Source organism: Hyphomonas sp. KY3 (assembly GCF_017309975.1).
Taxonomy (GTDB): Bacteria; Pseudomonadota; Alphaproteobacteria; order Caulobacterales; family Hyphomonadaceae; genus Hyphomonas.
In genome coordinates, this window is sequence record NZ_CP022271.1 from 1,174,699 (window position 1) to 1,199,631 (window position 24,933).

A 24,933-nucleotide genomic window follows, 5' to 3' on the forward strand; every position below is an offset into this window, starting at 1 on the left:
GAAGGCAACTGGGAACCCGATCAGGAATTGATGACGCGACCGGGGTTCATGATCTTGTTTGGGTCTAGCGCATGTTTGATGGCACGCATCATTTCGGTGGCTGCCTTCGGACGAATGCGTTCCAGTTCATCACGTTTCAGCCGCCCAACACCGTGTTCGGCGCTAATGGATCCGTCGAAGCTCATGACCTGATCATAGATGATACGAAAGATTGCTTCATCCTGACCACGTAGAACTGGGCGCTCTGCGCTGGCTGGCTCGCAAACAGAATAATGGAGATTGCCATCGCCGACATGACCGAAGATCACAAACTCCGCTGAAGGCACCTTTTCCAGAACAGCCGCGTTGCAAGCATCGATAAATTCGGGAATGCGGCTGACCGGTACGGAGATGTCCTGGTTCAGCGCGGTGCCATATGCTCGTTTCGACAGGGGGATTGTCTCGCGGATGTGCCAGAAGCTTTCGGCTTGCGCGACGCTTTCGGCAATGACGGCATCCTGCACAAGTTCGCTCTCATATGCTGAGGCGAGTGCGCCTTCGAGAACGTCGCGGGCATGTTCGGCGCGCGACATGGAAACTTCGATCAGCACGCGCCAAGGCAAATCAGATGGAAGTGGGTCGCGCGTGTCCGGCACGTCTGCCTGTACCATGGCGACGGCATTGGCGGGGATGATCTCGAAGCTCGTAACCGTATCGCCGGCATGGTCGCGAACCATTGCGAGCAGTTTCACGACGTCGCTTGCTGTTGTGCAGGTGACCCAGGCGCTCGCGCGCTGAACCTTGGGAAACAGTTTCAGGGTCGCAGCCGTGATGATACCGAGCGTACCTTCTGCGCCAGCAAACAAGTGTTTCAGATCGTAGCCCGTATTGTTCTTGCGCAGGCCCGACAGGCCGTTCCAGATATCTCCATTCGGCAGCACGACTTCGAGGCCAAGGATCAGGTCGCGCATCATGCCATAGCGCAGCACCGCGACCCCGCCAGCATTGGTCGAAATCAGGCCGCCAATCGTGGCGGTGCCTTCCGAGCCGAGTGAAAGCGGGAACAAGCGCTGGGCGTCGTCGGCCGCTTGCTGCGCCACGACAAGGGGGGCGCCAGCCTCGATCACGAGCGAATTGTTGAACGCATCGAGTGCACGTACCGCATTCATCCGTTGCATCGACACACAGATTTCGCCATGCGGCGTGCCCGCATCAACCAGGCCGGTATTGCCGCCCTGAGGTGTGATCGCGACGCCATATTCATTGCAAAGTCGCACCAGTGCAGCGGTCTCTTCCGTTGTGGCGGGCTTTGCGAGGAAAGGCGTCTCGCCCTTGTAGGTGCCGCGCCAGGGCGACGACACTTTGGCGAGTTCTTCCGCCGCCATGCTCCACCCCCTCGGGCCGAGCAGGTTTTGGGCGGCGGTCAGGAAGTCCGGGCTAAGCTCTGTCATTGGGTAAACCTACTCATTTCCTGCGCGATTTCGAGTTTGTTGCTTCCATCAGTCATCTCGGTGCGCGGCCCGAGCGAGACGATCATTGATGGCTTCGCCAAACCCCTCATTCGGAATGTGCGCGACGGCGATGCGGTCGGCCTCTGCATCCAGTTGCCTCAGCATGGCGAACAGGTTTGCAGCAGCCTCGGTCAGGTTGCCAGATGGCGAGAGGTTGAGCCCATTTGCCTCATCCGGGCCGAAACCCAGCCAGGCTTCCCCTGCTTCGGGGGCGCTCGCATTGAGACGCAACCGGGCATTGGGTGCATAGTGGCTTTTCAGTTGCCCAGGGGCAGAGATGCCATCGCCCTCATCTGCACGAGCGAGTGACGTGCCAAGGACTGCTTCGAGGGCGGAGGTTTCGACCGTGCCGGCTCGCAGGAGTGTTGGCTGGTCACCGATAAATGAGACAATGGTGGATTCGATGCCCTGCGTGCACGGCCCACCGTCGAGGATCAGGTCGACCTTGCCGTCGAGATCGGCTTTGACGTGTTCGGCCAGTGTCGGGCTGATATGTCCGGACCGGTTGGCCGACGGGGCGACGACCGGACGACCGAAACCCGCGATCAGGCTACGCGCGCCGGGGTGGGCAGGCATGCGTAGTGCAATCGTGTTGAGGCCGGACCGGGCCAGGTCGCAAACCGTCCCGGTCGACGCCACAGGCAAGACCAAGGTAAGCGGACCAGGCCAGAACGCATGTGCGAGTTTGAACGCTGCGTCACAAAATACGGCTTCGGCTTGCGCCATTTCCAGTGAAGCAACATGCGCGATCAGGGGGTTGAAGCTGGGACGCCCCTTGGCTGCGTATAGTCGTGCCACCGCGTCAGGGTTTGATGCATCGCAGGCGAGCCCATAGACGGTCTCGGTCGGCATGGCGACGAGCCCGCCCTTCCGCAGGAAGCTGGCAGCCAGTTGGAGTGTGCTGGATTCGATAGGAGCGATGGCAGTCATGCGCGCGGGCTTAGCATTCGCGTCGCGGCCCCGGAAGCCATCAGCGCATTATTTGCGCGTGGCGGTTCCCGTTACGGAGATTGTGATTTCATCGCCAACCCAGCTTCCGGAGGGATCAGAGTCCTGGCCGAGATTGAAGGCTTTGCGACTCATGACTGCTTTTCCAGCCAGCATCGCGGTGTCGCCATCGATTTCAAGCGAGAAGTCGAGCGGCACCGTGACCAGCTCGGACTTCAGCGATATTGCAGCATCTGCGCTATAGCCGGTGTCTGTTTCGCTGAAATTTCTCAGGCTGATCTGGGCGTCAGGATAGGTGGTCGTGTCGAACCATTCCGGGCCCTTCAGGCTGTCATTGTAGAGCTTCTTGCCAGCATCGGCAGTAGCTGTCCGGACCGTTACGAGCACACGAGACTCATCGAGCGCTTCTGGATGGAATTCCACATCTGCTGACCAATCGTCAAAGGTGCCGGTGAATTCGGCTCCATCATACATACCCGTGAACCGAATTTCAGAAGTGTCGTAATCGACATCCCAATTTGCTTCGATGGTTTCGTCTGCGGGGGCGACGGCCTCGTCAGTTTGCGGTGTGGCGCTGCTGGATTGACCTGAGCCCGCAATCGGTATGATCGCGATGAGGGCAAAGGCAATGATCGCCGTTCCGAAGGCGCGGACATATCCTCGTGCGGTGGGAGGTGTCGCAGGCTTTCCGAACAAGCCAGGCAACATCTTCTTCAATACTCCGTCTTCAGCAGCGAATTCATGCTTCACCGCGCCGGCCACATGCAGGCCTAGCAGGATGATCAGAACCCAAGCGCCTTTGGAATGGATGTTCTCGATGATGACGTGCGCAATATCTCCGCGCAGAAAATCCGGCGCAGGCAAGTGGGGCCAGCTGACCGTCTCAAACAGGACGGACGGCACCTTGAATTTGGAAGTGGAGACAAGCAGCCATCCTGCCAGGGGCAGAATGATCATCAGTCCATAGAATGCCATGTGGACAAGATGAGACGCCAGCTTTTCATGGGCTGGCATCTCTTCCGGAAGTGGCGGTGGCGGGTTCATGACTCGCCAGATCACCCGGACCAAGGTGAGGAACAGAAGCAGGATCCCGATCGATTTGTGAAGCTGAAAGCGTACTTCGTTGTCGTCCATGTTCCAGCCGAGCCAGATCATGAACAGAAGAAGGGCTGCCATCACCCAGTGAAGGGTGATGGCGACGATCGTGTAACGAGACGTTTCAGTCTTCATGTCGAGGATGTTCCTGTCTTATTCGGCAGCTTTGGCGAATTCCGCCTCGATGGTCAGGTGGATCGTGTCACCCAGGTTTGGCACCATTTTCGACAGGCCGAATTCGGAACGATTGAGTGAGCCGGTGGCGGAGAAGCCGATTTTTGGCTGTTCCGGGGCCCAAGGGAAGGTCGCGGTGCCGTTGTAAGTAACATCCAGCGTCACTGGCTTGGTCACGCCGAGGAAGGTCAGATCGCCTGTGACAGTGCCGGTGGTCGGGCCGGTTGTTGTGATTTCTGTCGAGGTGAAGGTGATCTCGGGATATTCGCCTGCGTTGAAATAGGTTGGATCCTGCGCGATTTCTTCATCGAACGTGTCGTACGGCGAATCGGCGTGCGTCGCTTTGAAGTCGCCCGGATAGTCTGTTTCGACCGATGTCGGGTCGACCGTGACGGTCAGCGATGTGGCGGACGCGTCATCAGGATTGAACTCCAGTGTGGCATCCATCTTGGTGAAGCGGGCGGTATAGTTGGACAGGCCGAAATGATTCACCGTCCAGACAAGCGACGCATGCGTCGGATCGAGCACATACGTGCCTGCCGGAGCCATTTCCGGAGCCGGTGCGGTCTCTTCTGCAGCCGGAGCAGCTGTTTCACTTGTCTCAGTGGCGGGCGTCTGGGCCTCGGCTGCTGGGGCGGTGGTCTCGGCGGCACCGCAGGCGGCGAGCGCGAGGACGGAAGCGGAAAGTAGGATTTTGCGCATATTCGTGTCTCCTGGACATCTATGGGTTCGGTTCAGGTGATTATAGGGCGCAGTTGGCGTGGCACCATCCCCGCGCTAAATGCTCTTCGGGATATAACCTATTCGGATTCTGGGAGAAATACATGGCCTATGACGCTCCGCTCAACGATATGGCGTTCGCGCTCCAGTCCGTTGCGGGCCTGTCCCGATTGGAAGGGCTGGAGGCATTCGGCAATTATGACCCCGAGTTGATCACGCCGATCCTGGAAGAAGCCAACAAGCTGGCACGTGATGTATTGGCGCCGCTCAATGCATCTGGCGACGCGCACGGTGCCGTACTGACCGAGGATGGGGTGAGGGCCGCGCCGGGATTTGCTGATGCCTACGCCCAATTCCGGGAGGGTGGATGGATGGGCCTGTCGGCGCCAGAGGAATGGGGCGGGCAGGGCCTGCCGAAGGCGCTCGCCTTGGCGGTCATGGAAATGTTCCACGCGGCCAACATGTCGTTCGGGCTCTGCCCTATGCTCAGCTTCGGCGCAGTTGAGGCCCTGCTGGCGCACGGCACAGATGACCAGAAGCAGGCATATCTTCCCAACCTCGTGGCCGGCAATTGGACCGGCACCATGAATTTGACGGAGCCGCAGGCCGGTTCGGATGTTGGCGCGCTCAAGACAAGAGCCGTGCCGAAGGAAGATGGCAGCTACGCCATCAGTGGGCAGAAGATATTCATCACATGGGGCGATCATGATGTCGCCGAGAACATCATACACCTGGTCCTGGCGCGCTTGCCGGATGCGCCCGCAGGTTCGCGCGGCATCTCTCTTTTCATCGTGCCGAAGTTTATGGTTGAAGCGGATGGTAGCCTTGGCGCACGCAATGCCGTCAAATGTATCGGTCTTGAAAAGAAGATGGGCATCCACGCCTCGCCGACCTGTGTGATGGAATATGATGGCGCGACCGGATGGCTGATCGGTCAGGAGAACAAGGGCTTGGCCTGCATGTTCACCATGATGAATTCCGCACGCCTGAATGTCGGCCTTGAGGGAGTTGCTGTGGGCGAGGCGGCCTACCAGACGGCACTCGAATATGCGCAGGAGCGCAAGCAAGGCAAGGCACCAGGCATTGAGGGCCCCGCTCCAATCCTGCACCATGCGGACGTGCGCCGTACCCTGACGACCATGCGCGCTCGCGTCGCTGCAGCGCGTTCGATCTGTTATGCCTGTGGGGTCGCCGCAGACCTCGCCGAGGCGTCCCCGGATCAAACCACACGCGCTGCTGCAAAGATGCGGGAAGACCTGCTGACGCCAATTGCCAAGGCATGGTGCACGGATATGGGCGTCGATGTGGCGAGCCTTGGTGTGCAAATACATGGCGGCATGGGCTTTATGGGTGAGACACTCGCAGGCCAACTTTATCGCGACTCCCGGATTGCCCCGATCTATGAAGGCACGAATGGCATTCAGGCCATCGACCTTGTCGGGCGTAAACTGACCGGCACGAATGGTGAGTCCATGCGAGTGATGCTGGGTGAGGTCGAGGCGACGGCGGCAGATGCCCGCGCGACCAATGACCCACAGCTTGTGCAGATTGCAGACCGGTTGCGCGCTGGCGCCGAAGCCCTGCGCGAAGCCAGCGACTGGATGCTGGAAGCGATGAAGGATCGCGATCAGGACAAGGCGCTTGCGGGCGCGACGGCCTATCTCGCGCTGGCGGGAGACGTGATTGGCGGGCACTTCCTGACGCGGGCAGCTGTTGCTGCACGCGGTGAGGAAGGCAGCTTCCGGGCACGCCAACTGGCACTTGCGGGCTTCTTTTCCGAGACTGTTCTGGCCACCGCGCCGGGCCGTGTCTCCGGCATCACCGAAGGCGGTTCCCCTTTCCTCGACAATAGCGAAGCTCTGTTCGGTATCGCGTGAGTTCGGCTCAGGCTCTGAGCTTCGGCAAGGCGATCAGGCACAGGACCGAGGCGCAGGAGACTGCTGTCCCAATCGCCGCAAGTGGTACCATGCCAAATGTGACGAACGGCGCGGCGATGGCGGTGCCGGCAGCCGTCGTGGAAAGGATGGCCACGAGGACGAGTGCCGACCCGCGCGCATCATCTCCGCGCGCAGCGACAACCGCGCGATAGAAACCGGGAGGTCCCCGAAAGCCGAGGCCGAGATTGACCGGCACAAACAGGGCGGCGAGCATCAGTGGTGCTGTCCCACCCAACAGTGCGTAAATCAGAATACCAGCCAGGCCTGCGGCGGACATAGTCGATCCGAACAGGATCATCGGTTCAGGTTCGAACCGTGCGGACAGCTTGCCGGCAAAGTTCGATCCTGCAATGAAGAACGCAATCCCTGTAACCTGCATGATGATGAAGTCGCCCAGGTCGCCGCCAAGGCCCTTGGTGATCATGGCCGGTGCGCCGAACACAAAGATAAGCAGTCCGGCGAGTGTGAAGGCCTGACTCAGGGCATAGCGCAGGAAGACCGGATTGATCACGTGGCGCAGATAGCTACCCGGCGCCCGCGTCGACGGCGGCGCGGGCAGGCGATGACGCAGCATGGCGACGAGCGCCGCAACGCCTAGACTCAAGATGCCCAGGGCGAGAAAAGAGCTTTTCCAGCCGAATGCCAGCAGCAGCCAGACGCCGAGCACGGGGGCGAGGGCAGGGATCAAGGATTCTATGCTCGCCATGAAGCCAAGTGCGCCAACGGCTTTCTCCTCGGAAAACATGGCGCGGATCATGCCTGGAGCAAACACAGCTGCGGCAGATCCGGTCAGACCTTGCAAGAACCGCAGTCCAACCAGAACGGACAGGGACGGCGCGGCCATGCAGGCGAACGAGACCAGCGCATAGGCCGCAAGCGAGATGACCAACAAATTGCGCTGGTCGATCCGTGCGCCGAGTTCACCGAAGGCCAGCAGACCGATACAACCACCTGCCACGAAGGCGGCCAGCACCAGCTGCGCCATTGCCTGCGAGCCCCCCAAGGTTTCCGGCAAGGACGGAACGGCAGGTAGGACCAAATCCGTCCCGGCAAGGCCGAGAATGGTCCCGAGGACTAACAGGCCAAAGGCGAGCAGGGGCGCTGCGGTGCGGCGGTCCGTCATTATTCAATCATCTCCGTGCGGGGCGCCCGCCTATGCCGGAAATGCCCCACAATGTCGACTGAATGTTGCGAGGAACGGCCAGCGCCGATATGACGGGCCGCACTATATCAGGAGGCGCGACACGCCATGGCTTGGACCAAAACCTATTCCGGCGACGAGCCCTTGCGGATCAACAAATGGCTGGCGCTGGAAGGCGTGTGCTCACGCCGCGAGGCGGACTCCCTGATTGAGCAGGGTCTGGTGAAAGTCGACGGCGAGAAAGCGATTTCGGGCCAGAAGATCGAGACCGGTCAGACGTTGGATCTGGCGCAGAAGGCTGCACGTCGGCTCGATAATCAGCTTTCCATCCTGTTCCACAAACCGATCGGTATTGTTTCGGGCACGCCGGAGGGCGATGAAATTCCCGCTGTGCGGCTCATCTCAGGCGATAGCCTTTCGGGAAAAAGTCATGCCATTCCGGGGCGCTACAACAAGCTCGCGCCCCTCGGGCGTCTGGACAAGGATTCCCGCGGTTTGTTGATCATGTCTGAAGACGGCGTGTTGGCAAAGGCCGTGATTGGGCCGGAGAGTCAGCTCGACAAGGAATATCTGGTCAAGGTGAAGGGCGATGTTACGCCCGACAAGCTGGGCAAGTTGCGTCATGGTCTCGAGCTGGATGGTCGCCAGCTGAAACCTGCCATCGTCGAACAAGTGAAACAGCAGGAGTTGAAGTTTATCCTGAACGAAGGCCGCAACCGCCAGATCCGGCGTATGTGCCAACTGGTAGAGCTGCATGTTGTGGACCTGATGCGTGTGCGTGTCGGGCCGCTGGAGCTTGCAGGTTTGCCGGAAGGCAAGTGGCGTCCGATCAGTGGCCGTGAACGCGAAGCCTTGCTGAGAGGTGACATGCCCCGCCCCCGCAAGCCGCGACCGGAGCGGCCGGAGCGCTCAGATCGGGCAGAACGGAGTGGGCGTCCGGATCGTCCCGCGCGGGCTGAACGTCCCGAACGGTCAGGCAAGCCAGACCGGGGCCCTGACAGGACCGCCCCCCGCTCAGGCGGGAAGCCGGGACCGGCCTCTGGAGAGAAAACAGTCTCCCCGCTGAAAGGCGAGAAGTTCAAGCGCACCAAGCTCAAGCCTCGCAAGCGAACACCCATCAAGTGAGGGACCTGGTCATCATCATGGGCGTGGCGGGCAGTGGAAAAACGTCCATTGCCGAAGCCCTCTCCAAGGCCGAGGGTTGGCCGTTTGTGGAAGCGGATGACTACCACTCCGCCGCCAACAAGGAGAAGATGGCCTCCGGCACACCCCTGACCGATGCAGATCGCGCCGACTGGGTGCGCAGCCTGTGCAAAACCCTGACCGACATGCCGGAGGACCGGGTGGTCCTGGCCTGTTCGGCGCTTACGCCCTTTGTCCAGACAGGTCTGCGCGAGCAGAGCGGCCGGACGTGCCTGTTCGTCCTGCTGGACGTGCCCAAAGATGAGCTTGCGCAGCGGATTTCCTCGCGCGCCGACCATTTCATGCCGGTCTCCCTGCTCGACAGCCAGCTGGCCGCGCTGGTCCCGCCGGAAGACGTTATCCGGGTCGACGGTATGGCAGCTCCAATCGCTCTGGTTGAGGATATTTGCACGCGTCTTGCTGTGGCATGACCTTGCGGTACGGCTCGACGGACGCAAGAAGCTGCGTATCCTCCTGACATGGATGGTACAGAAATCAGCAAGCCGACACGGCCGCGCCTTGATTATCCGCATGGACAATCGGCGCCCGCTCCCGGCGAAATCAGGGAGATAGCGCCCGGCCTGTTCTGGCTGGCTATGCCTCTGCATTTCTCTCTCAAATTCATCAATGTCTGGCTGATCGACGATGGCGATAGCTGGACTATTGTTGACACCGGGATTCCGTATGACGAGACGCGTGACGTCTGGCGAAAATTGTTGGCTGATCGGGTCAGTGAGCAGAAGCCTCTCAAGCGGGTTATCGTCACCCACATGCACCCCGATCATATCGGAACGGCTGGATGGCTCTGTCACAAATGGGGCGCTGAGCTGTGGATGACTCGTCTGGAATATACAACGTGCCGGATGCTGGTATCTGACACCGGGCGCAGTGCGCCAAAGGCTGGTTTGGACTTCTATTTGCGTGCCGGCTGGAACAAGACCCAACTCGACCAGTACAAGGAAAAGTTCGGCGGGTTTGGAAAAGGTGTCATGCCGTTGCCGGATTCCTACCGCCGCCTTGTTGACGGCGATACTTTCGAAATGGGCTGTCAGGAATGGGAAGTCATCACCGGCAGTGGGCATTCGCCCGAGCATGCATGTCTTTATAGTCGCGATCTCAATATTCTGATCTCAGGTGACCAGATTCTTCCGCGGATCTCTTCCAACATATCCGTCCACCCGACTGAGCCTGCGGCGAATCCATTGCTCGACTGGCTCGAAAGCTGTGAAAAGTTGAAACAGCGGCTGCCGGAAGACGTGCTTGTCCTGCCAGCTCATAATGAGCCCTTTACCGGAGCCCACAAACGGCTGCAGCACTTGATTGACGGTCATCATGTGGGGCTCGCAAGATTGCTTCAAAGGTTGGAGCGTGGGCCCATGAAGGCAGTGGATACGTTCACCACGCTGTTCGGCCGAGCGATTTCCGACGACGAGGTCAGCATGGCCACGGGTGAGGCATTGGCGCATCTCAACTATCTCATTTATCGGGGTGATGTGTCTGTGACACGGAATGAAACCGGAATAGACCTGTACAGCCTGAGCTAAGGCGGGCATTCCCGGCTTTTGCAGCAGCGGAGGCGTTTTCGTCTTCGCAATCAGGACTTCTTTCGTCTAAACAGATCAAACGTCACGAAGACGATGGATGAGGTCCCCATGGCATCAGATGGTAACACTGCGGCGAACGATGAAGTCGCCGAGGCGCCAGGCCTTGGCGCCAAGCTCAAACAAGAGCTTCGTGAATGGGGCGCTACGCTCGCCGTCTTTGTACCCGTGTTTCTGCTGTTCTCGGGGCTCGCCTACGAGCAGCGCGTGATTCCCTCTGAAAGCATGGTCCCGACGCTACAGGTGACCGACCGGGTCGCTGTGGCAAAATTCGCCTATGGCTATGACCGCTATTCTCTGCCGTTTTCGATGGGGCGCTTCATTCCGTTGCCCGAGGGCCGGATTTTTGCCAGCACACCCAAGCGCGGCGATGTGGTTGTGTTCGAGCATCCGCATACGGGCCGCGTCATGATCAAGCGTCTGATTGGTCTGCCAGGCGATCAGATCCAGCTGATTGGCGAGCAGCTCTATCTGAATGGCGAAGCGGTTGAGAGCGAATACCTGCGCACCATCCGTTACGTTCCGCACAATGCCGTGGCGATCGATATCGCGCATGAATGGCAGGAAACGATTGGCGACAAGACGTGGATCACTCACCGGCAGGAAAAAGGTGGTCGGGGCGACAATACCGACCTGTTCATCGTGCCGGAAGGGCATGTCTTCATGATGGGTGATAATCGGGACAATTCGCTCGACAGTCGCTTTCCAAGTGGGCATTGCCCGGCCATTGAAGGCGTAATTGACCGGGCAGGCTGTCAGCCACGCGTGCCGGCGGATGTGGCATCAATTGGTTTCGTGCCGATGGATCACATGATTGGTCGCGCAGAAACGGTCCTCGTCACCTTCCACAAATGCAAGCTGCAGGACGAAGAACCCTGCCGCAAGCGTGTCTGGAAGGGGCTCTGAGCCCTTCGAATTTCACAACCTGACAAGTGAATGGGTGTACAAACGCGCCTTGCCGGGCGGGGGCAACCCCGTTAGGGCAATTTTGGAACAATGGTCACGGGGCCAGCAACAACGAGTATGATTTGTATGGCGATGCCAGACACGACATCGACAGACCGGAAGCGCGGTCCCATCATCATTTCGCGTCACGGTCGCCCGGCCCTCGACCGCACGGCGGGCCCGCGACTGAACTGGAAACAGTATCGCGACTGGTGGGAACGTTACGAGATTGGCCCTCTGGCCGATGACCAGACGCCGCCGGACGGCCTGGTCAAATCGGTGGCCGATGCTGACATTGTATTTGCTTCTGCGCGCCTGCGTGCCCAGCAGACCGCTGCACGTGCGGCGCCGCACATGCAGGCACTGTTTGACCCGGTATTCAATGAGGCGCCATTGCCTCCTCCCCTCCTGCCGGGTGTGCGTTATCTGCCGAAAACGTGGAATATTCTCGCCCGTGCTGCTTGGTTGAACGGACATGCGCTGGATGGCGAAAGCGTGAAGCAGGCACGTCAGCGCGCCGCTGCCGCCGCGTCTAAGCTCGACGAGGCGTCCAGTGAGGGCAAGGTCTATCTGGCGGCCCATGGCTGGTTCAATCGAATGCTACGTCCGGAAATGAAGAAGCTGGGCTGGAAGTGTTCGTATGACGGCGGCGACGCATATTGGAGCTACCGCATCTACGAATACCGGTAAATCTGGTCGGGAAGTGGTTGTGGACCTCAGGTCGCCGCTCTAGTGTCACGGAAATTTCAAGGAAGATGAGGCCGAAGAATGGCTGATGCGAAAGAGAAACCAGTCGACAAGCTTACCTTCGAGGAGGCATTGGCCGAACTCGAAATCATCGTCCGCCAACTGGAAGCAGGCGAAGTCGAGTTGGAGAAATCCATCGCGATTTATGAACGCGGCGCGGCGCTTAAAGCGCACTGCGAATCCCGTCTGAAATCCGCCGAGCTGAAGGTTGAGCAGATTGTCCAAGGGGCCAATGGGCCGACCACAGAGTCCGCCAATTTCGACTAAAGGGGCCTCGATATGGGCGAGGCCCAAGAGTTCGAACAGCGCCTGAAAGAGGTGGCCGACCGGGTTACCGTTGCGCTTGACCAACTGATCCCGCCTGCAGGCGGCCCGGAAGCCAATTTGATGCGCGCGATGCGCCATGCCGCTCTGGCCAATGGCAAGCGTATGCGGCCTTTCTTCCTGCTGGAAACGGGCGCCATGTTCGATGCGCCCGAGAAGACCTTGCTGCGCGCTGCCGCGGCGCTTGAATGCGTACATTGCTATTCACTCGTCCATGATGACCTTCCCTGCATGGATGATGATGATTTCCGGCGTGGCCAGCCGACTGTTCACAAGGCTTTTGATGAAGCGACTGCGGTGTTGGCCGGAGACGCGCTGCTGACATTGGCCTTCAAGATCCTGGCATCAACCGAGACCCATGATGATGCATCCGTAAGGGCCATGCTGATCGAGCGGCTTGCCGATGCATCCGGCGCGCGCGGCATGGTCGGCGGCCAGATGATCGACATGTTGGAATCTGACAGCCCGCGGGATTTGAACACAATCACACGCATGCAACGCCTCAAAACGGGCGCGCTGATTTCCTACGCGACAGAAGCGGCGGCGATTGTCGGTCGCGCCCGGGAAGCTGAACGCAACGCACTGGCGGGCTTCTCCAATGATCTTGGCTTGGCCTACCAGATTGCTGATGATTTGCTCGATGCGACCGGCAGCGAGGACAGCGCTGGAAAGCCCCTACGCACTGACGAGGCGGCAGGAAAAGCGAATTTTGTGACCATTCTTGGCATTGAGGGCGCACGCCAGCGGGTGCGCATTCTCGCCGCACAGGCGAAGGAACACCTCGCAATTTTCCGCGAAAAGGCCCATATACTGCTGCAATCAGTCGATTTTGTGCTCGATAGAACGCATTAAGGTCTGGTCAGAATAACAATTCAAAGATCGAGCTTAAACTGGAATGACCGACGCCCGCCCCAATCGTTTGCTGGATGCAATCAATTCTCCTGCCGACCTTAAAGGCCGCTCGCGGGCGGAATTGAAACAACTCGCAGATGAAGTGCGCGACGAAGTCATCGATGTGGTTTCGGTTACGGGTGGCCACCTGGGGTCGGGGCTGGGTGTCGTGGAGTTGACGCTCGCGATCCATTCCGTTTTCGATACACCGGCAGACAAGCTGATCTTCGATGTCGGCCACCAATGCTATCCGCACAAGATCCTGACAGAGCGTCGCGACCAGATGCGCACACTGCGACAGCCTGGCGGCCTGTCAGGCTTCACGAAACGTGCCGAGAGCGAATACGACCCGTTTGGCGCTGCGCACGCATCCACCTCCATTTCTGCGGGACATGGCTTTGCGAAGGCGCGCGACCTGCAAGGCGGCGACACGCATGTTGTCTGCGTGATTGGTGACGGATCCATGTCTGCTGGCATGGCCTATGAGGCCATGAACAATGCCGGCGCGGACAAATCCCGCCTGATCGTAATCCTGAACGATAATGACATGTCGATTGCGCCTCCGGTCGGCGCGATGAGCAATTACTTGTCTAAACTCGTATCTTCGCGGCCCTATCGCGGTTTGCGTCGGATCGCCAAAAAAGTGGTCACGCCCATCGGGCTGGAAAGTCCGGCCAGGCGCGCGGAGGAGTATTTGCGCGGCTTTGCCATGGGCGGCACGCTGTTCGAGGAACTCGGCTTCTATTATGTCGGGCCAATCGATGGTCACGATCTCGATACGCTTCTCCCGGTTCTGGAGAATGTTAAAGCGATGAAGGACGGCCCGATCCTGATCCACGTCGTTACCCAAAAGGGCAAAGGCTATGCGCCGGCCGAAAATTCGGCGGACAAATATCACGGGGTCTCGAAGTTCTCCGTAATCACCGGTGAGCAATCGAAGCCAAAACCCAAGGCGCCAAATTACCAGAAAGTGTTTGGCCAGACCTTGGCGAAACTCGGAGAAACTGACGACAAGATTTGCGCGATCACGGCTGCCATGCCGTCCGGCACATCGACCGACATTTTCGCCAAGAAATTCCCGGACCGCCATTTCGATGTGGGCATTGCCGAACAGCATGCTGTGACGTTCGCCGCCGGCCTTGCGGCAGACGGCATGAAACCGTTCGCGGCGATCTATTCTACCTTCCTGCAGCGCGGCTACGATCAGGTCGTGCATGATGTGGCGATCCAGAAATTGCCGGTCCGGTTTGCGATCGACCGCGCAGGCCTTGTTGGCGCTGATGGCGCAACGCATGCGGGCAGCTTTGATATCGGATATCTCGGTGCATTGCCGGGCATGATATGTATGGCAGCTGCAGACGAAGCAGAACTCGCTCGCATGGTTGTGACCTCGGCGCAGATCGATGATGGCCCATCCGCCTTTCGCTATCCGCGTGGTGAAGGCACCGGCGCGGCTGTTCCGGAGAACCCCGAGCCGCTCGAAATCGGCAAGGGACGGATCGTTCGCGAAGGCACGACGATTGCGATACTGTCTTACGGCACGCGCTTGGGCGAAGCTGAAAAGGCTGCTGAAATGCTGGCTGCGCAGGGCTTGTCTGCCACGGTTGCGGATGCGCGCTTTGCCAAGCCGCTGGACGCCGAACTGGTCGAACGATTGGCGCGCGAGCATGAGGTTCTGGTCACTATCGAAGAAGGTGCGACGGGCGGCTTCGGCAGCTTTGTGCTGGAACACCTGGCCCGCGTAGGCGCGCTCGACAATGGCCTGAAAATCCGCCCAATGACGCTGCCAGATGTCTTCCAAGATCAGGATAGCCCATACCAGATGTATGAAACGGCTGGCCTTAATGCCCGTCACATTGCCGCCAAGGCGATTGAAGCTCTGGGCCGCGGTGACATTGCCGAGATCAACCGGTTGGCCCGGGCCTGATATCTATCTGAAAAGCAATTTGCGGCGCACGGCGAACCGGTCTTATGTGCCGCGCATGAGACGCTTTCCATTCTATACTTCGATCAGCGCCGCGCTATTGCTGGCTGCCTGCGCCACTGCGCCGGAAGCAGCCGATACAGGGCCGCCACCGGAAACGGTCATTGCGCAGGCATTGGCGGATTCTAACCCGTACGACGCCGAAGCGATGTTAAGCGAATTGCTCGCTCGCAACTCGCTGACGGCCGAGCAACGCGTCCAGGCTTTGTATCATCGGGGCAGCTTGCGCCGACAGGCGGCAGATAATCGGCTGGGCGCGATTGAAGATTTCGAAGCCCTGTTGGAGATCGCGCCGGATCACGCCCTTGCGGCGAATGCGCGAACGGAACTCGATTATGTCCGCACCGATGTAGAGCAAATCAAGGTGTCGATGAACCGGTTCCTTACGCTCGCTCAATGGTTTGACGGAACTTGGACTTTGGGTGGCCATGAAGAGGCCGTTGCGCGCTATCGATCGTCAGGCTTGCCGCCGACCCCTGAGCAGGTCGAAACACTGGTCGCCGCAGGCTATATCTGTGAGGCAGGCGAGTCGGATGTCCGCTTGCACGAGTTCGGTGAAGACCGGGATGATCTCATCGGGCTGGAATGGTGTGCAGACCTGACCAGTTGAAAGGTCACATAAAATCCACATTACCGCCCTGTCAGCGCACGCCTTGAGCGACTACGACTAGGCACTGAATTTCTTCTGTTCCCTGTTGGAGATGTCCCATGATTCGTTCCGGCCTAATCGCTGCTGCTTCCGCTCTGGCACTTGCAGCTTGTTCTTCCACGTCCGGCTCGACCGAGGCAACGGGTGCCACAGTCGCACCAATGACTGAAACCATGTCCAGCTACGCGCTGGCGATGACCACGGTTGAGGGTCTGGAGGAGGCTGGCAACACTCAGACCGCCATCGACCGCCTGACCCAGCTTTCAGGCGATCCAGAACTGTCGCGAGAGCAACTTGCCGAGACACTCCTGCGCCGCGGCGAGCTGCGTGCCAGCCATTCAGGCTATGATGTCATGGGCGCGATCGAGGATTTCGAAGAAATCGTGAACACGCTCGACGATACAGCGGTGTATGCCAAGGCAGTGCCTGCGCTCGCGACGGCGCGTGGCAAGGCAGATTCGCTGATGACGGTGTTGAACCAGCCCGAAACCACTCGCCAGCAAAAGTTCGATATACTGATGCAACTGGGCCGCCATGAGGATGCTATCGATCTCATGATTGCCAGCGACCTGACGCCTGACAATGAGACACTGATCGCCATGTACCAGATCGGCTATCTCTGTGAGGGCGATGAGCTGACCGGACGCAGCTACGATGCTGTCGAGCCGGATGGCACCAACCACGCGCTGCGTTTTTGCGATTTCGGCAAGTAACCGCTCTTAATCGATCCAGAATTTTTCGCCGTCGATACGACTGTTTCTATTTCGGAACGGGCGTGTCGGCGGCGTACTGCGCTTTGGGACATGATTTTGCCCCCGCTCTCGAAAAATTGTCGGATGAACGGTCAATTTTTCCTTCAATACTTTGGGGCGGCGTGATTGTGTGGACAAAACACACATCCAGAGGAAACCCATGCCTGCAGACACTTTGCCAAACTGGCCCGCCATGTCCATCGCTCAGGCGAATGAGATGCTCGCGGCCGAAGGTTCCCCGCTAGAACTCATGGACGCTGTCATCAATGGCGTCGAAATGAAGATCTACAAGAATGCGCCGCCGACCATTCCACTGGTGCTTCAACTCGCCAGCATGCAATACGCCGACCGTGACTTCATTGTGTATGAAGATGAGCGCGTGACATTTGATGCCCTCGCCCGAGCCGTCATCAAACTCGCTGCCGTCATGCGCGACACGTATGGTATCGAGAAGGGTGACCGCGTCGCCATCGTCATGCGTAACTATCCGCAATGGCCCGTCGCCTTCTTCGCTGCCTCCATGCTTGGCGCCATTGCCACCCCAATGAACTCCTGGTGGACGAGTGAGGAGCTCGAATACGGTCTGTCTTTCGCCGGCGTGAAACTCGCCTTCGTTGACCCACAAATCTATGAGCGTGTCAGGACGGAATGGGAAAAGTTGCCGGACCTGAAAAACGTCATCATCGCGCGCGACCCGGAAGGTGAGTATGGCGACCCGCGCGTGTCACGGATGGAAACATATGTTGGCGGGGCCAATGAATGGGCCAATCTGCCAGCAGTGTCGTGGCCAGCTATTGATCTGGAGCCGGAAGACAACGCAACGATCATGTACACGTCGGGAACGACCGGGAAACCAAAGGGCGCATTGGCCACCCATCGCGCGGTTGTTTCCAACATGTTCAATTCCATGACCTGCCAGGCCCGTATGTTCCTGCGCAAGGGCGAACCTGTACCTGAGCCTGATCCAAACGAACAGCGCGCGACCTTGCTGGCGATTCCGTTTTTCCATGCCACAGGGGCTTTCGCGATCCTGATCCCATCCCTGCTGCGCGGCGACAAGATTGTCTCCATGTACAAGTGGGATGCGGGTAAGGCCCTGCCGATCATCGAGGAAGAAAAGGTTACGGCTGTCGGGGGTGTCCCTGCCATTGCCTGGCAATTGCTTGAACATCCGGACAGGGACAAATATGATTTGTCCTCTATCGCCGCTATTTCCTATGGTGGCGCACCGTCGGCGCCGGAGCTTGTCTCGACCATCAAGAAGCGCTTCCCGGATGCGGCCCCTGGCAATGGCTGGGGCATGACGGAAACGTGTGCCACGGCAACGCTGAATATCGGCGAAGACTATGTGAACCGTCCGGGTAGTGCCGGCGCGCCGCCCAAAGCCGTTGAGCTGAAAATCTGCGATCCTGATGGCAATCCTGTGCCACAGGGCGAAGTTGGTGAACTCTGGTGCAAGGGCGCGATGAACTGCAAGGCCTATTGGAACCGACCGGAAGCGACTGCCGAGACTTTCCGCGATGGCTGGGTCGTGACAGGAGACCTTGCGCGTCTGGATGAAGAGGGCTTCCTCTATCTCGTTGACCGGGCCAAGGACATGCTGATCCGCGGTGGTGAGAACGTCTACTGTATCGAAGTCGAGAATGCCCTTTATGAGCACCCGGCTGTGATGGACGCGGCGGTCGTCGGCATCCCACACAAGATTCTTGGGGAGGAAGTCGGCGCTGTCGTGCAACTGAAACCCGGCATGCATGTTACCGAAGATGAGTTGAGAGCGCATGCCGCCAGTCACCTGGCTGCGTTCAAGGTACCCGTGAAGGTCCTCTTCATGACCGAGCCCCTGCCACGCAACGCGAACGGCAAGATCCTCAAGCCCGTCCTCCGGGAACAGTTCGTCTCATAAGGACCCAAAGCATGACTGCGAAACGACGTATTGGAGACCGGGAGGTTTACCCGGTTGGCCTTGGTTGCATGAACATCACGCATGCGTATGGCCCGCCGATGGATGAAGCGGATGCCAAGGGCTTGCTCGTGCGCGCGCTGGACCTCGGCTACGACTTTCTCGACACGGCAACGCTCTACGGCTTCGGGCGCAGCGAGGAGCTGATCGGGCAGGCCCTGAAGGATAGAAGGGACAGTTACTTTCTCGCCAGCAAATGTGTGTTGGGGTTTGACGGTGGCCAGCGGACGCTGGACGCGCGGCCGGAAAGCATAAAGGCCGCCTGCGAGGCCAGCCTGAAGCGCCTGCAGACAGACGTGATTGATCTCTACTACATGCACCGACCGGATCCGAATGTGCCGATCGAGGACTCGGTTGGCGCATTGTCTGACCTGGTACAAGAAGGCAAAATCCGCATGATCGGATTGTCGGAAATGGGCGAAGCCGATTTGCGCCGCGCGCACGCCGTGCATCCGATAGCCGCTATGCAGAGCGAGTACTCCCTCTGGGTTCGCAACCCGGAAATCGCCATCAAGGCGGCGTGTGAAGAACTGGGCGTGGCGCTCGTGGCCTTCTCGCCCGTGGGGCGCGGCTTCCTTGCCGATCCGCCGGTTGATCCGGCGAAATTCCATGAGTCGGATTTGCGGGGATCCATCTTCCCGCGCTTCACGCCAGAAAACTATGCCCGGAACCTGCCCCTGTTGGACGAGGCACGGGCCTGCGCAAAAGAAGTGGACTGTTCAGTAGCGCAATTGGCGCTCGCCTGGACGCTCGCCAAGGGAGATAACATTCTCCCGATCCCGGGTACGACCAACCTCGCTCATCTTGAAGAGAACTGGCAGGCAGGCAGCGTCCAATTGTCGGAAGATATGGTTGCGCGGCTGGATGCATTCTTCTTGCCGGAGAAAGCCGTTGGTCCACGCTATAACCGTTTGGGGCAGGCGGTCGTAACTACGGAAATGTACCCCTTCGAGCAAACCCGATGACAAATGGGACTGATGGGGACTACCCAAAGTCCGAAAGCGGCAAACCAGTCGCTCTGGAGGCCCGTGGCACCGAGGGAGACGGTCGGCGGTACTCGCCATCTGTTGCGCGCAATCGCGACCCGATCCTCAGCGTGTTTCGTAACCATGTCTGTAAAGGCGGGCACGTTCTCGAGGTCGCTTCCGGCACTGGCGAGCATGGGACTTACCTGACCCAGGCGCTTGGCGACCTCTACTGGACTTATTCAGACATTGATGCGGAGAGCCGCGCCAGCCAGAAGGCATGGAGAGACGCCAGTTCGCATGATCGACTGGCGGGGCCTGTCGTCGTAGACGCTTCCAAAGGTCAGTGGGGAGACGTGGAACGGCCCGGCTATTGGGACGCCATAGTCTCAATCAACATGATTCATATTGCGCCTTTCGAGGCTGCGTTCGGCCTCATTGCGGGCGCTGGCAGACTTTTGAAGCCCGGCGGTAAGCTGTTCCTGTACGGACCCTTTGCGCGGAACGGCGAGATCGCACCGTCCAACGCGGCATTCACCGAGAGCCTGCAATCGCGAGATTCCGCTTGGGGAGTCCGCGACCTGGATCGTCAGATCATCCCGCTGGCCGAAGAAGTTGGTCTGTCCGTCGCGAAAATCATCGAGATGCCGGCCAACAATCTGAGCGTCATATTCCAGCGTCAGGCCTGATCACTCCCGCCAAAACGTTCGGTCCATTCTTCGACCTGGCTGTCTTCGATCTTCTGGAACAACACGTCCGGCGGAGATATCTCCATGCCCGGCGGCAGGCTGTTCAACAGACCCGGAATGTCGCGGAACTGGAAGCTCCGATGCTCTTCGGGAATACCGAGCGCATCGAGGATTTTCTTGCCCGCGTCGGGAATGATCGGCAGCGCGAGAATGCCAAACAGGGCCGCGAGGTTCAGGCCCGTGCGTACGCCGACAGCAGCCGCGTCCACATCTGACTTGTACTTCACCCACGGCTCGGCCTTGGTAAGATACTCATTGCCGGCGGCCCAGATTGCGCGGGTCTCGGCGGCGGCCTTGCGGAACTCCATCGCCTCATAATGTTCGATCAGACGTGGCAGGCGCTCCTGCAGTTCCGCCGTCATCCACGCTTCGGCGTCGCCGGCTTCGCCCGTCTTTGGAACCTTGCCGTCGAACTTTGACACCGTGTACTTGGTGATCCGGTTGACGAAATTACCGAGTACGTTGGCGAGGTCGGAATTCACCGCAGACTGGAATCCTTCCCAGGTAAAGGCAGCATCCGAGCCTTCTGGGACATTGGCGATCAGATACCACCGCCAGTAATCGGCTGGCAGCAATTCCAGCGCCTGGTCCATGAAGACGCCGCGCTTGTTCGACGTCGAGAACTTGCCGCCATACCAAGTGACCCAATTGAAGGCCTTCAGCTTGTCGACCGTCTTCCATGGTTCTCCGGAGCCGAGCAGCGTCACGGGGAAGCTGACCGTGTGGAAGGCGACATTGTCCTTGCCCATGAACTGGACGTACTCAGTTTCGTCGGCGCCCTTGTCGGTGCGCCAGAGGGCTTCCCAATCATTCCCGGTCGCTTCGGCCCATTCCTGCGTGGCCGCGATGTATTCGATAGGCGCGTCGAACCAGACATAGAAGACCTTGTCTTCATAGCCCGGACGCGGATTGCCATCGGCGTCCAGCACCGGCACGCCCCAGCTCAGATCGCGCGTGATGGCGCGGGCGATCAGGCCCTCATCCAGCCATTTGTTGGCGATGGAAACGGCAAGGCCAGGCCATTGGGCGCCCTTGCTGTTCACCCAGTCGCGAATCTTGTCCTGCATCTGCGTTTGCAGCAGGTAGAGATGGTTGGTGTCGCGGATTTCGATATTCTTGCTGCCGGAGACCGAGGAATACGGGTCAATCAGGTCGACCGGGTCCAGGAGCCGTCCGCAATTGTCGCACTGGTCGCCGCGCGCCTTTTCGAAGCCACAGGTCGGGCAGGTGCCCTCGACGTAGCGGTCGGGCAGGAAGCGGCCATCATCGACAGAATAGACCTGTTTGGATGTGCGCTCTTCGATCAGGCCGTTCTGTTCCAGAACTTGCGCGAAATGCTGGGTCAGTGCGCTGTTGGCAGGGCGGGAGGAGCGTCCAAACCAGTCATAGGACAGGTTGAAACCCTCGCCTGCGGCGCGCTGTATCTCGTACTGCTCGTCGCAATAGGCCTGGACGCTCATCTCGGCGGCCTGGGCGGCCAGTTCAGCTGGCGTGCCATGCTCGTCTGTGGCGCAGATATAGGTCACGTCATGGCCCATCAGTCGCATCACGCGGGAATATACATCCGCCGGCAGCATGGAGCCTGCCAGATTACCGAGATGCTTGATGCCGTTGATATAAGGCAGGGCGGACGTAACGAGAATGCGCCGGGTTTGCGTCATGGAGATGCGGTCTTTCCCAAATAGCGTTGCGGGCAGGTCGGGCCGTGTGCCCGGTTGCCCTGCACCTTTTAGCGATGCGCGCCGGAAAGGAAAGAATTGTGACGCCTTAAATAACAGGGCAGTCCGTCAAAAAGAACGCCCCGAACACGCTGCAAGGCGCTCGGGGCGAGGGGTTCCAGGACGCGGTGAGGAATCCTGGACTTTCCGGGAGGAAAATTTGTAGGCCTACAGGCCGTAGCCGGTGGCGGCCGTCACGGTAAGATCGACGCGGCGCGCCATAGGGAATGTGAGGGCATCTGACGGGTTGGCTTCAGCGGCCGACACAAAGGCCGTGCGAATGTCACGCGCGCGGATTCCACGGGCGTTCAGGGCTTCCAGCACCACGGCGGCGCGGGCTTCAGACAGGCTGGTGGCCGCCATGTCGTCGATAGCATCGGCTGATACGACACTAGCCTCGATGTCCGATACGGCGCATCCGGCAAGCTGGTCGCCAGCCGTGTTGAGCGAGCGAACCGCATAAGAGGAAAGGACTGATTCCTGCTTTGAGAAATAGACGGTGATTTGAGTATCCTGGCAGGTCTTTTCGTAAGGAACATGAACAGGCTCAAGGGGCGGAGCCTTCGGGGCGTCCGACATGGCAGGGAATGCCAAGGCGATTGCGGCGATGCTGAAGCCGGCCAGTATCTGTGCGCGTTTCATTTCCAGTATTCCTTCAGGCTCTCGTGTCGTCTGACACCCATCAACGCCACATCTTGGTGTGTGGTCTCCTGAAGGACTGGATAGACTTCCTTTGAGGCGGAAATATGCGGCCATCAGGGCGAATGGGGCAGAGTTGGGGAATTTGAAAGAAATCGGCTCCGGAGCGAACTGATGACAATTTGACTGGAACACCCGCTTGCGCCGCCGCGCTGATCGAAGTAGTGACACCCATTCCAGCGTGGCCGGCTTAGCTCAGCTGGTAGAGCATCTGATTTGTAATCAGAGGGTCGGGGGTTCGAGTCCCTCAGCCGGCACCAGCAAAAACAAGGGTCTATCCCCTGTTTCGCGGGAAGTGCGATGTGGAATTGGCCCGCAACCGGTAAAAATGAGATTGATCGCGTTGGTCGCCTGCGTGAGGCTGGACTATCCGACACGGGCATCAACTTCGCACACCGGCCATCTTTTCTGGCGAGCAGAGCAAGGTGGTCGGACCGTCATTTCATATCCGGAATGCCTGCTTGTCTCCGTTGAATTTGGAAAGACCGTGGCGCAATTCCAGATACCTTGCGTGATGTGTGCGCGGCTCAAATCTGTGTTTCGTCGCGCGTGAAGCGGAACAAGCTGTTCAGTTGTGAGCTAGTGTAACTGCCCGCAGATACTCATAGGATACAATTCATGCCCAATACTCTGACACCCGCCGCATCGTTTCCTGACATCGAGGTTGCCACACTGGGTGGGGGTGACGCCAAGCTCGGCGTCCCCAACCGGGAGCACGGGAACTGGAGGCTGATTGTAGTCTATCGCGGGAAGCATTGTCCCATCTGCAAGACTTATCTGACAGAGCTGAATGGCATGCTTGATGATTTTGCTGCGATCGACGTTGATGTCATCGCGGTTTCTGCTGATCCGGAAGAGAAGGCGAAAGCCTCTGCCAGCGATATCGGCTACATGGGCACGATCGGTTACGATCTCAGCACTGCGCAGATGACCGAGCTAGGCCTATTCGTTTCTGACCCCCGAAGCCCGGAGGAAACTGACCGCCCCTTTGCAGAGCCGGCGACGTTCGTCGTGAGGAATGATGGCAAGTTGCAGATCGTGGACGTATCGAATGCCCCGTTTGCGCGTCCTGCGCTGAAGGGCTTGCTGGATGGCCTTACCTTTATTCGCAAGAAGGATTATCCGGTACGAGGCACTCACACTGGATAAGGATTAGCATTCAGTCAAGTTGCGGGTCGCCGCCCCCTGGACTGGATGTTGATCCACCCAAAACCGGCTTGGCCAAGAGTGGTTCAAATAACGGATCAGTGCGCGTTTTTCTGGCATGAAGGGCGGCGGAAATATCATGCGTGCTCCACAATGCCGACTGCGTACGGGCAGACCATTCCAGGGAATCCGCAACAGAATGGTCACGTGCCCATCGCAAGGCGGCTTTTGTCCCTGCGATGGCGACAGGTGCCTTCCTGCACACCTGATCTGCGGCGGCCATGGCCAGTTTGATGGCCGCATCCGGCGTATCCGCAAGGCGGGTCACAAAGCCATGCTGGGCCGCTTCGTCCGCATGCAGTGTCTCGCCCAAAAATGCCATCTCTTTTACAACCGGCTCAGGCAAGATTTTCGGCAGGCGCTGCAATGCCCCGACATCCGCCATGATACCTGTATTGATTTCCTCAATCCGGAAATAGGAGTCGCGGGTCGCGTATCTGAGATCGCATGCTGCGGCCAGCTCCAGGCCGGCACCGAGGCAAGCGCCCTGTATTGCCGCAAAAACGGGGAAGCGTGCGCGCTCCAGGCAAGAGAAAGTCTCCTGCAAGGAAAGAGCGAGATGGTAGAAGCTCTCGCGGGCGCCGGGTGAGTCAGGCTCGGGGATACCGCCTGCAAATTCGTCGAGATCCATTCCTGCGCAGAAATTTCGTCCGCCTGATGACAGAACCATGGCGCGTACTTCCCCACTTCGATCGAGCGCGGAGATATCGGGTGCTAGTCCATTCCAAAATCCGGCGCCCAACGCATTCCCTGACTGGGGGCGCTCCAATATGAGGTGGGCGATTCCTGCGTCCAGTCCGATCGTATATCCAGGCATATTTCAGGTCCTTTACATGCAAAAGAGGTCGTAAGGACCCTTTTATTCAATGTGCCAGTTTTGACAATGATTCGGTGCCCGGAATCGCTCTGGTGCATGTGTAATAAAAAAAATAAAATTAAAACAACGTAGTAAATTGAGGGGTGATTGAGGCGGAGTGATCCGCAGGTGCGCGATTTTGTGAAGGTGAGTGATCTTGGTTTCAAAAAGGGTCTTGACGGAAACAATCAACGAGGGAC

At 58.9% G+C, this 24,933-nt stretch carries 23 protein-coding genes and 1 tRNA gene; 16 read left to right on the top strand and 8 right to left on the bottom strand.

Going from position 1 to position 24,933, the window contains the following annotated elements; genetic code table 11:
* Positions 1-20: 20 nt before the first annotated feature.
* The 4 genes from CFA77_RS06005 to CFA77_RS06020 are packed head-to-tail and all read right to left on the bottom strand — an operon-like array spanning position 21 to position 4,409.
* Positions 21-1,430 (bottom strand): FAD-binding oxidoreductase, encoded by a 1,410-nt coding sequence (locus tag CFA77_RS06005; RefSeq protein ID WP_206992672.1) that lies wholly within the window; start codon positions 1,428-1,430, stop codon positions 21-23.
* A gap of 48 nt (positions 1,431-1,478) precedes the next feature.
* Positions 1,479-2,420, bottom strand: coding sequence for an L-threonylcarbamoyladenylate synthase (locus tag CFA77_RS06010; protein WP_206992673.1), 942 nt, complete (start codon positions 2,418-2,420; stop codon positions 1,479-1,481).
* 48 nt (positions 2,421-2,468) lie between these two features.
* The gene (locus tag CFA77_RS06015; protein ID WP_206992674.1) at positions 2,469-3,668 is read right to left on the bottom strand and encodes a cytochrome b/b6 domain-containing protein; all 1,200 of its coding nucleotides are present in this window, start codon (positions 3,666-3,668) and stop codon (positions 2,469-2,471) included.
* 18 nt (positions 3,669-3,686) lie between these two features.
* Positions 3,687-4,409, bottom strand: coding sequence for a YceI family protein (locus CFA77_RS06020; RefSeq protein WP_206992675.1), 723 nt, complete (start codon positions 4,407-4,409; stop codon positions 3,687-3,689).
* Positions 4,410-4,531: 122 nt separating this feature from the next.
* On the opposite strand from CFA77_RS06020, the gene CFA77_RS06025 reads away from it, so the two are divergent.
* Positions 4,532-6,304 carry an acyl-CoA dehydrogenase gene (locus tag CFA77_RS06025; protein ID WP_206992676.1) on the top strand — a complete coding sequence of 591 codons (1,773 nt, stop codon included), beginning with the start codon at positions 4,532-4,534 and terminating at the stop codon, positions 6,302-6,304.
* 7 nt (positions 6,305-6,311) lie between these two features.
* Here CFA77_RS06025 and CFA77_RS06030 read toward each other — a convergent pair whose 3' ends face one another.
* Complete coding sequence (locus CFA77_RS06030; RefSeq protein ID WP_206992677.1) at positions 6,312-7,487, bottom strand: MFS transporter; 1,176 nt, start codon at positions 7,485-7,487, stop codon at positions 6,312-6,314.
* A gap of 126 nt (positions 7,488-7,613) precedes the next feature.
* Between CFA77_RS06030 and CFA77_RS06035 the strand changes: the two genes are divergently transcribed.
* From CFA77_RS06035 to CFA77_RS06095, 13 genes are all read left to right on the top strand, one after another.
* Positions 7,614-8,630: a pseudouridine synthase gene (locus CFA77_RS06035; RefSeq protein WP_206992678.1), complete on the top strand. Its 1,017-nt coding sequence runs from the start codon at positions 7,614-7,616 to the stop codon at positions 8,628-8,630.
* Positions 8,627-9,118 carry a gluconokinase gene (locus tag CFA77_RS06040; protein WP_206992679.1) on the top strand — a complete coding sequence of 164 codons (492 nt, stop codon included), beginning with the start codon at positions 8,627-8,629 and terminating at the stop codon, positions 9,116-9,118. The genes CFA77_RS06035 and CFA77_RS06040 overlap by 4 nt, the downstream gene beginning before the upstream one ends.
* Before the next feature lie 48 nt (positions 9,119-9,166).
* Complete coding sequence (locus tag CFA77_RS06045; RefSeq protein WP_206992680.1) at positions 9,167-10,231, top strand: MBL fold metallo-hydrolase; 1,065 nt, start codon at positions 9,167-9,169, stop codon at positions 10,229-10,231.
* A 108-nt stretch (positions 10,232-10,339) separates the two neighbouring features.
* Positions 10,340-11,194, top strand: a complete 855-nt coding sequence (lepB, locus tag CFA77_RS06050) for a signal peptidase I (RefSeq protein WP_206992681.1) — start codon at positions 10,340-10,342, stop codon at positions 11,192-11,194.
* Positions 11,195-11,326: 132 nt separating this feature from the next.
* Positions 11,327-11,923 carry a histidine phosphatase family protein gene (locus CFA77_RS06055; protein ID WP_034814332.1) on the top strand — a complete coding sequence of 199 codons (597 nt, stop codon included), beginning with the start codon at positions 11,327-11,329 and terminating at the stop codon, positions 11,921-11,923.
* Between the two features lie 78 nt (positions 11,924-12,001).
* Positions 12,002-12,247, top strand: coding sequence for an exodeoxyribonuclease VII small subunit (locus tag CFA77_RS06060; RefSeq protein WP_034813920.1), 246 nt, complete (start codon positions 12,002-12,004; stop codon positions 12,245-12,247).
* Between the two features lie 12 nt (positions 12,248-12,259).
* Entirely contained in the window at positions 12,260-13,156 is an 897-nt protein-coding gene (locus CFA77_RS06065) for a polyprenyl synthetase family protein (protein WP_206992682.1), read from the top strand.
* 43 nt (positions 13,157-13,199) lie between these two features.
* Positions 13,200-15,122: a 1-deoxy-D-xylulose-5-phosphate synthase gene (gene dxs, locus CFA77_RS06070; protein ID WP_206992683.1), complete on the top strand. Its 1,923-nt coding sequence runs from the start codon at positions 13,200-13,202 to the stop codon at positions 15,120-15,122.
* Between the two features lie 55 nt (positions 15,123-15,177).
* Entirely contained in the window at positions 15,178-15,789 is a 612-nt protein-coding gene (locus CFA77_RS06075) for a hypothetical protein (RefSeq protein WP_206992684.1), read from the top strand.
* Positions 15,790-15,887: 98 nt separating this feature from the next.
* Entirely contained in the window at positions 15,888-16,541 is a 654-nt protein-coding gene (locus tag CFA77_RS06080; protein WP_206992685.1) for a hypothetical protein, read from the top strand.
* A 199-nt stretch (positions 16,542-16,740) separates the two neighbouring features.
* A complete protein-coding gene (locus CFA77_RS06085) occupies positions 16,741-18,483 on the top strand; it encodes a class I adenylate-forming enzyme family protein (protein WP_206992686.1) in 1,743 nt (580 codons plus the stop codon).
* Between the two features lie 11 nt (positions 18,484-18,494).
* Positions 18,495-19,505 (top strand): aldo/keto reductase, encoded by a 1,011-nt coding sequence (locus CFA77_RS06090; protein WP_206992687.1) that lies wholly within the window; start codon positions 18,495-18,497, stop codon positions 19,503-19,505.
* Positions 19,502-20,194, top strand: a complete 693-nt coding sequence (locus CFA77_RS06095) for a DUF938 domain-containing protein (protein ID WP_206992688.1) — start codon at positions 19,502-19,504, stop codon at positions 20,192-20,194. The genes CFA77_RS06090 and CFA77_RS06095 overlap by 4 nt, the downstream gene beginning before the upstream one ends.
* On the opposite strand, the gene metG is transcribed toward CFA77_RS06095, so the two are convergent.
* Positions 20,185-21,915 (bottom strand): methionine--tRNA ligase, encoded by a 1,731-nt coding sequence (metG, locus tag CFA77_RS06100; protein WP_206992689.1) that lies wholly within the window; start codon positions 21,913-21,915, stop codon positions 20,185-20,187. The genes CFA77_RS06095 and metG overlap by 10 nt on opposite strands.
* A 225-nt stretch (positions 21,916-22,140) precedes the next feature.
* On the bottom strand, positions 22,141-22,614 hold the full coding sequence (locus tag CFA77_RS06105; RefSeq protein WP_206992690.1) for a hypothetical protein: 474 nt from the start codon (positions 22,612-22,614) through the stop codon (positions 22,141-22,143).
* Between the two features lie 241 nt (positions 22,615-22,855).
* On the opposite strand from CFA77_RS06105, the gene CFA77_RS06110 reads away from it, so the two are divergent.
* Positions 22,856-22,931 (top strand) — tRNA-Thr (locus CFA77_RS06110).
* A 358-nt stretch (positions 22,932-23,289) separates the two neighbouring features.
* Complete coding sequence (locus CFA77_RS06115) at positions 23,290-23,820, top strand: redoxin domain-containing protein (protein WP_206992691.1); 531 nt, start codon at positions 23,290-23,292, stop codon at positions 23,818-23,820.
* Positions 23,821-23,830: 10 nt separating this feature from the next.
* On the opposite strand, the gene CFA77_RS06120 is transcribed toward CFA77_RS06115, so the two are convergent.
* Complete coding sequence (locus tag CFA77_RS06120) at positions 23,831-24,694, bottom strand: enoyl-CoA hydratase-related protein (protein ID WP_206992692.1); 864 nt, start codon at positions 24,692-24,694, stop codon at positions 23,831-23,833.
* Positions 24,695-24,933 lie beyond the last annotated feature (239 nt).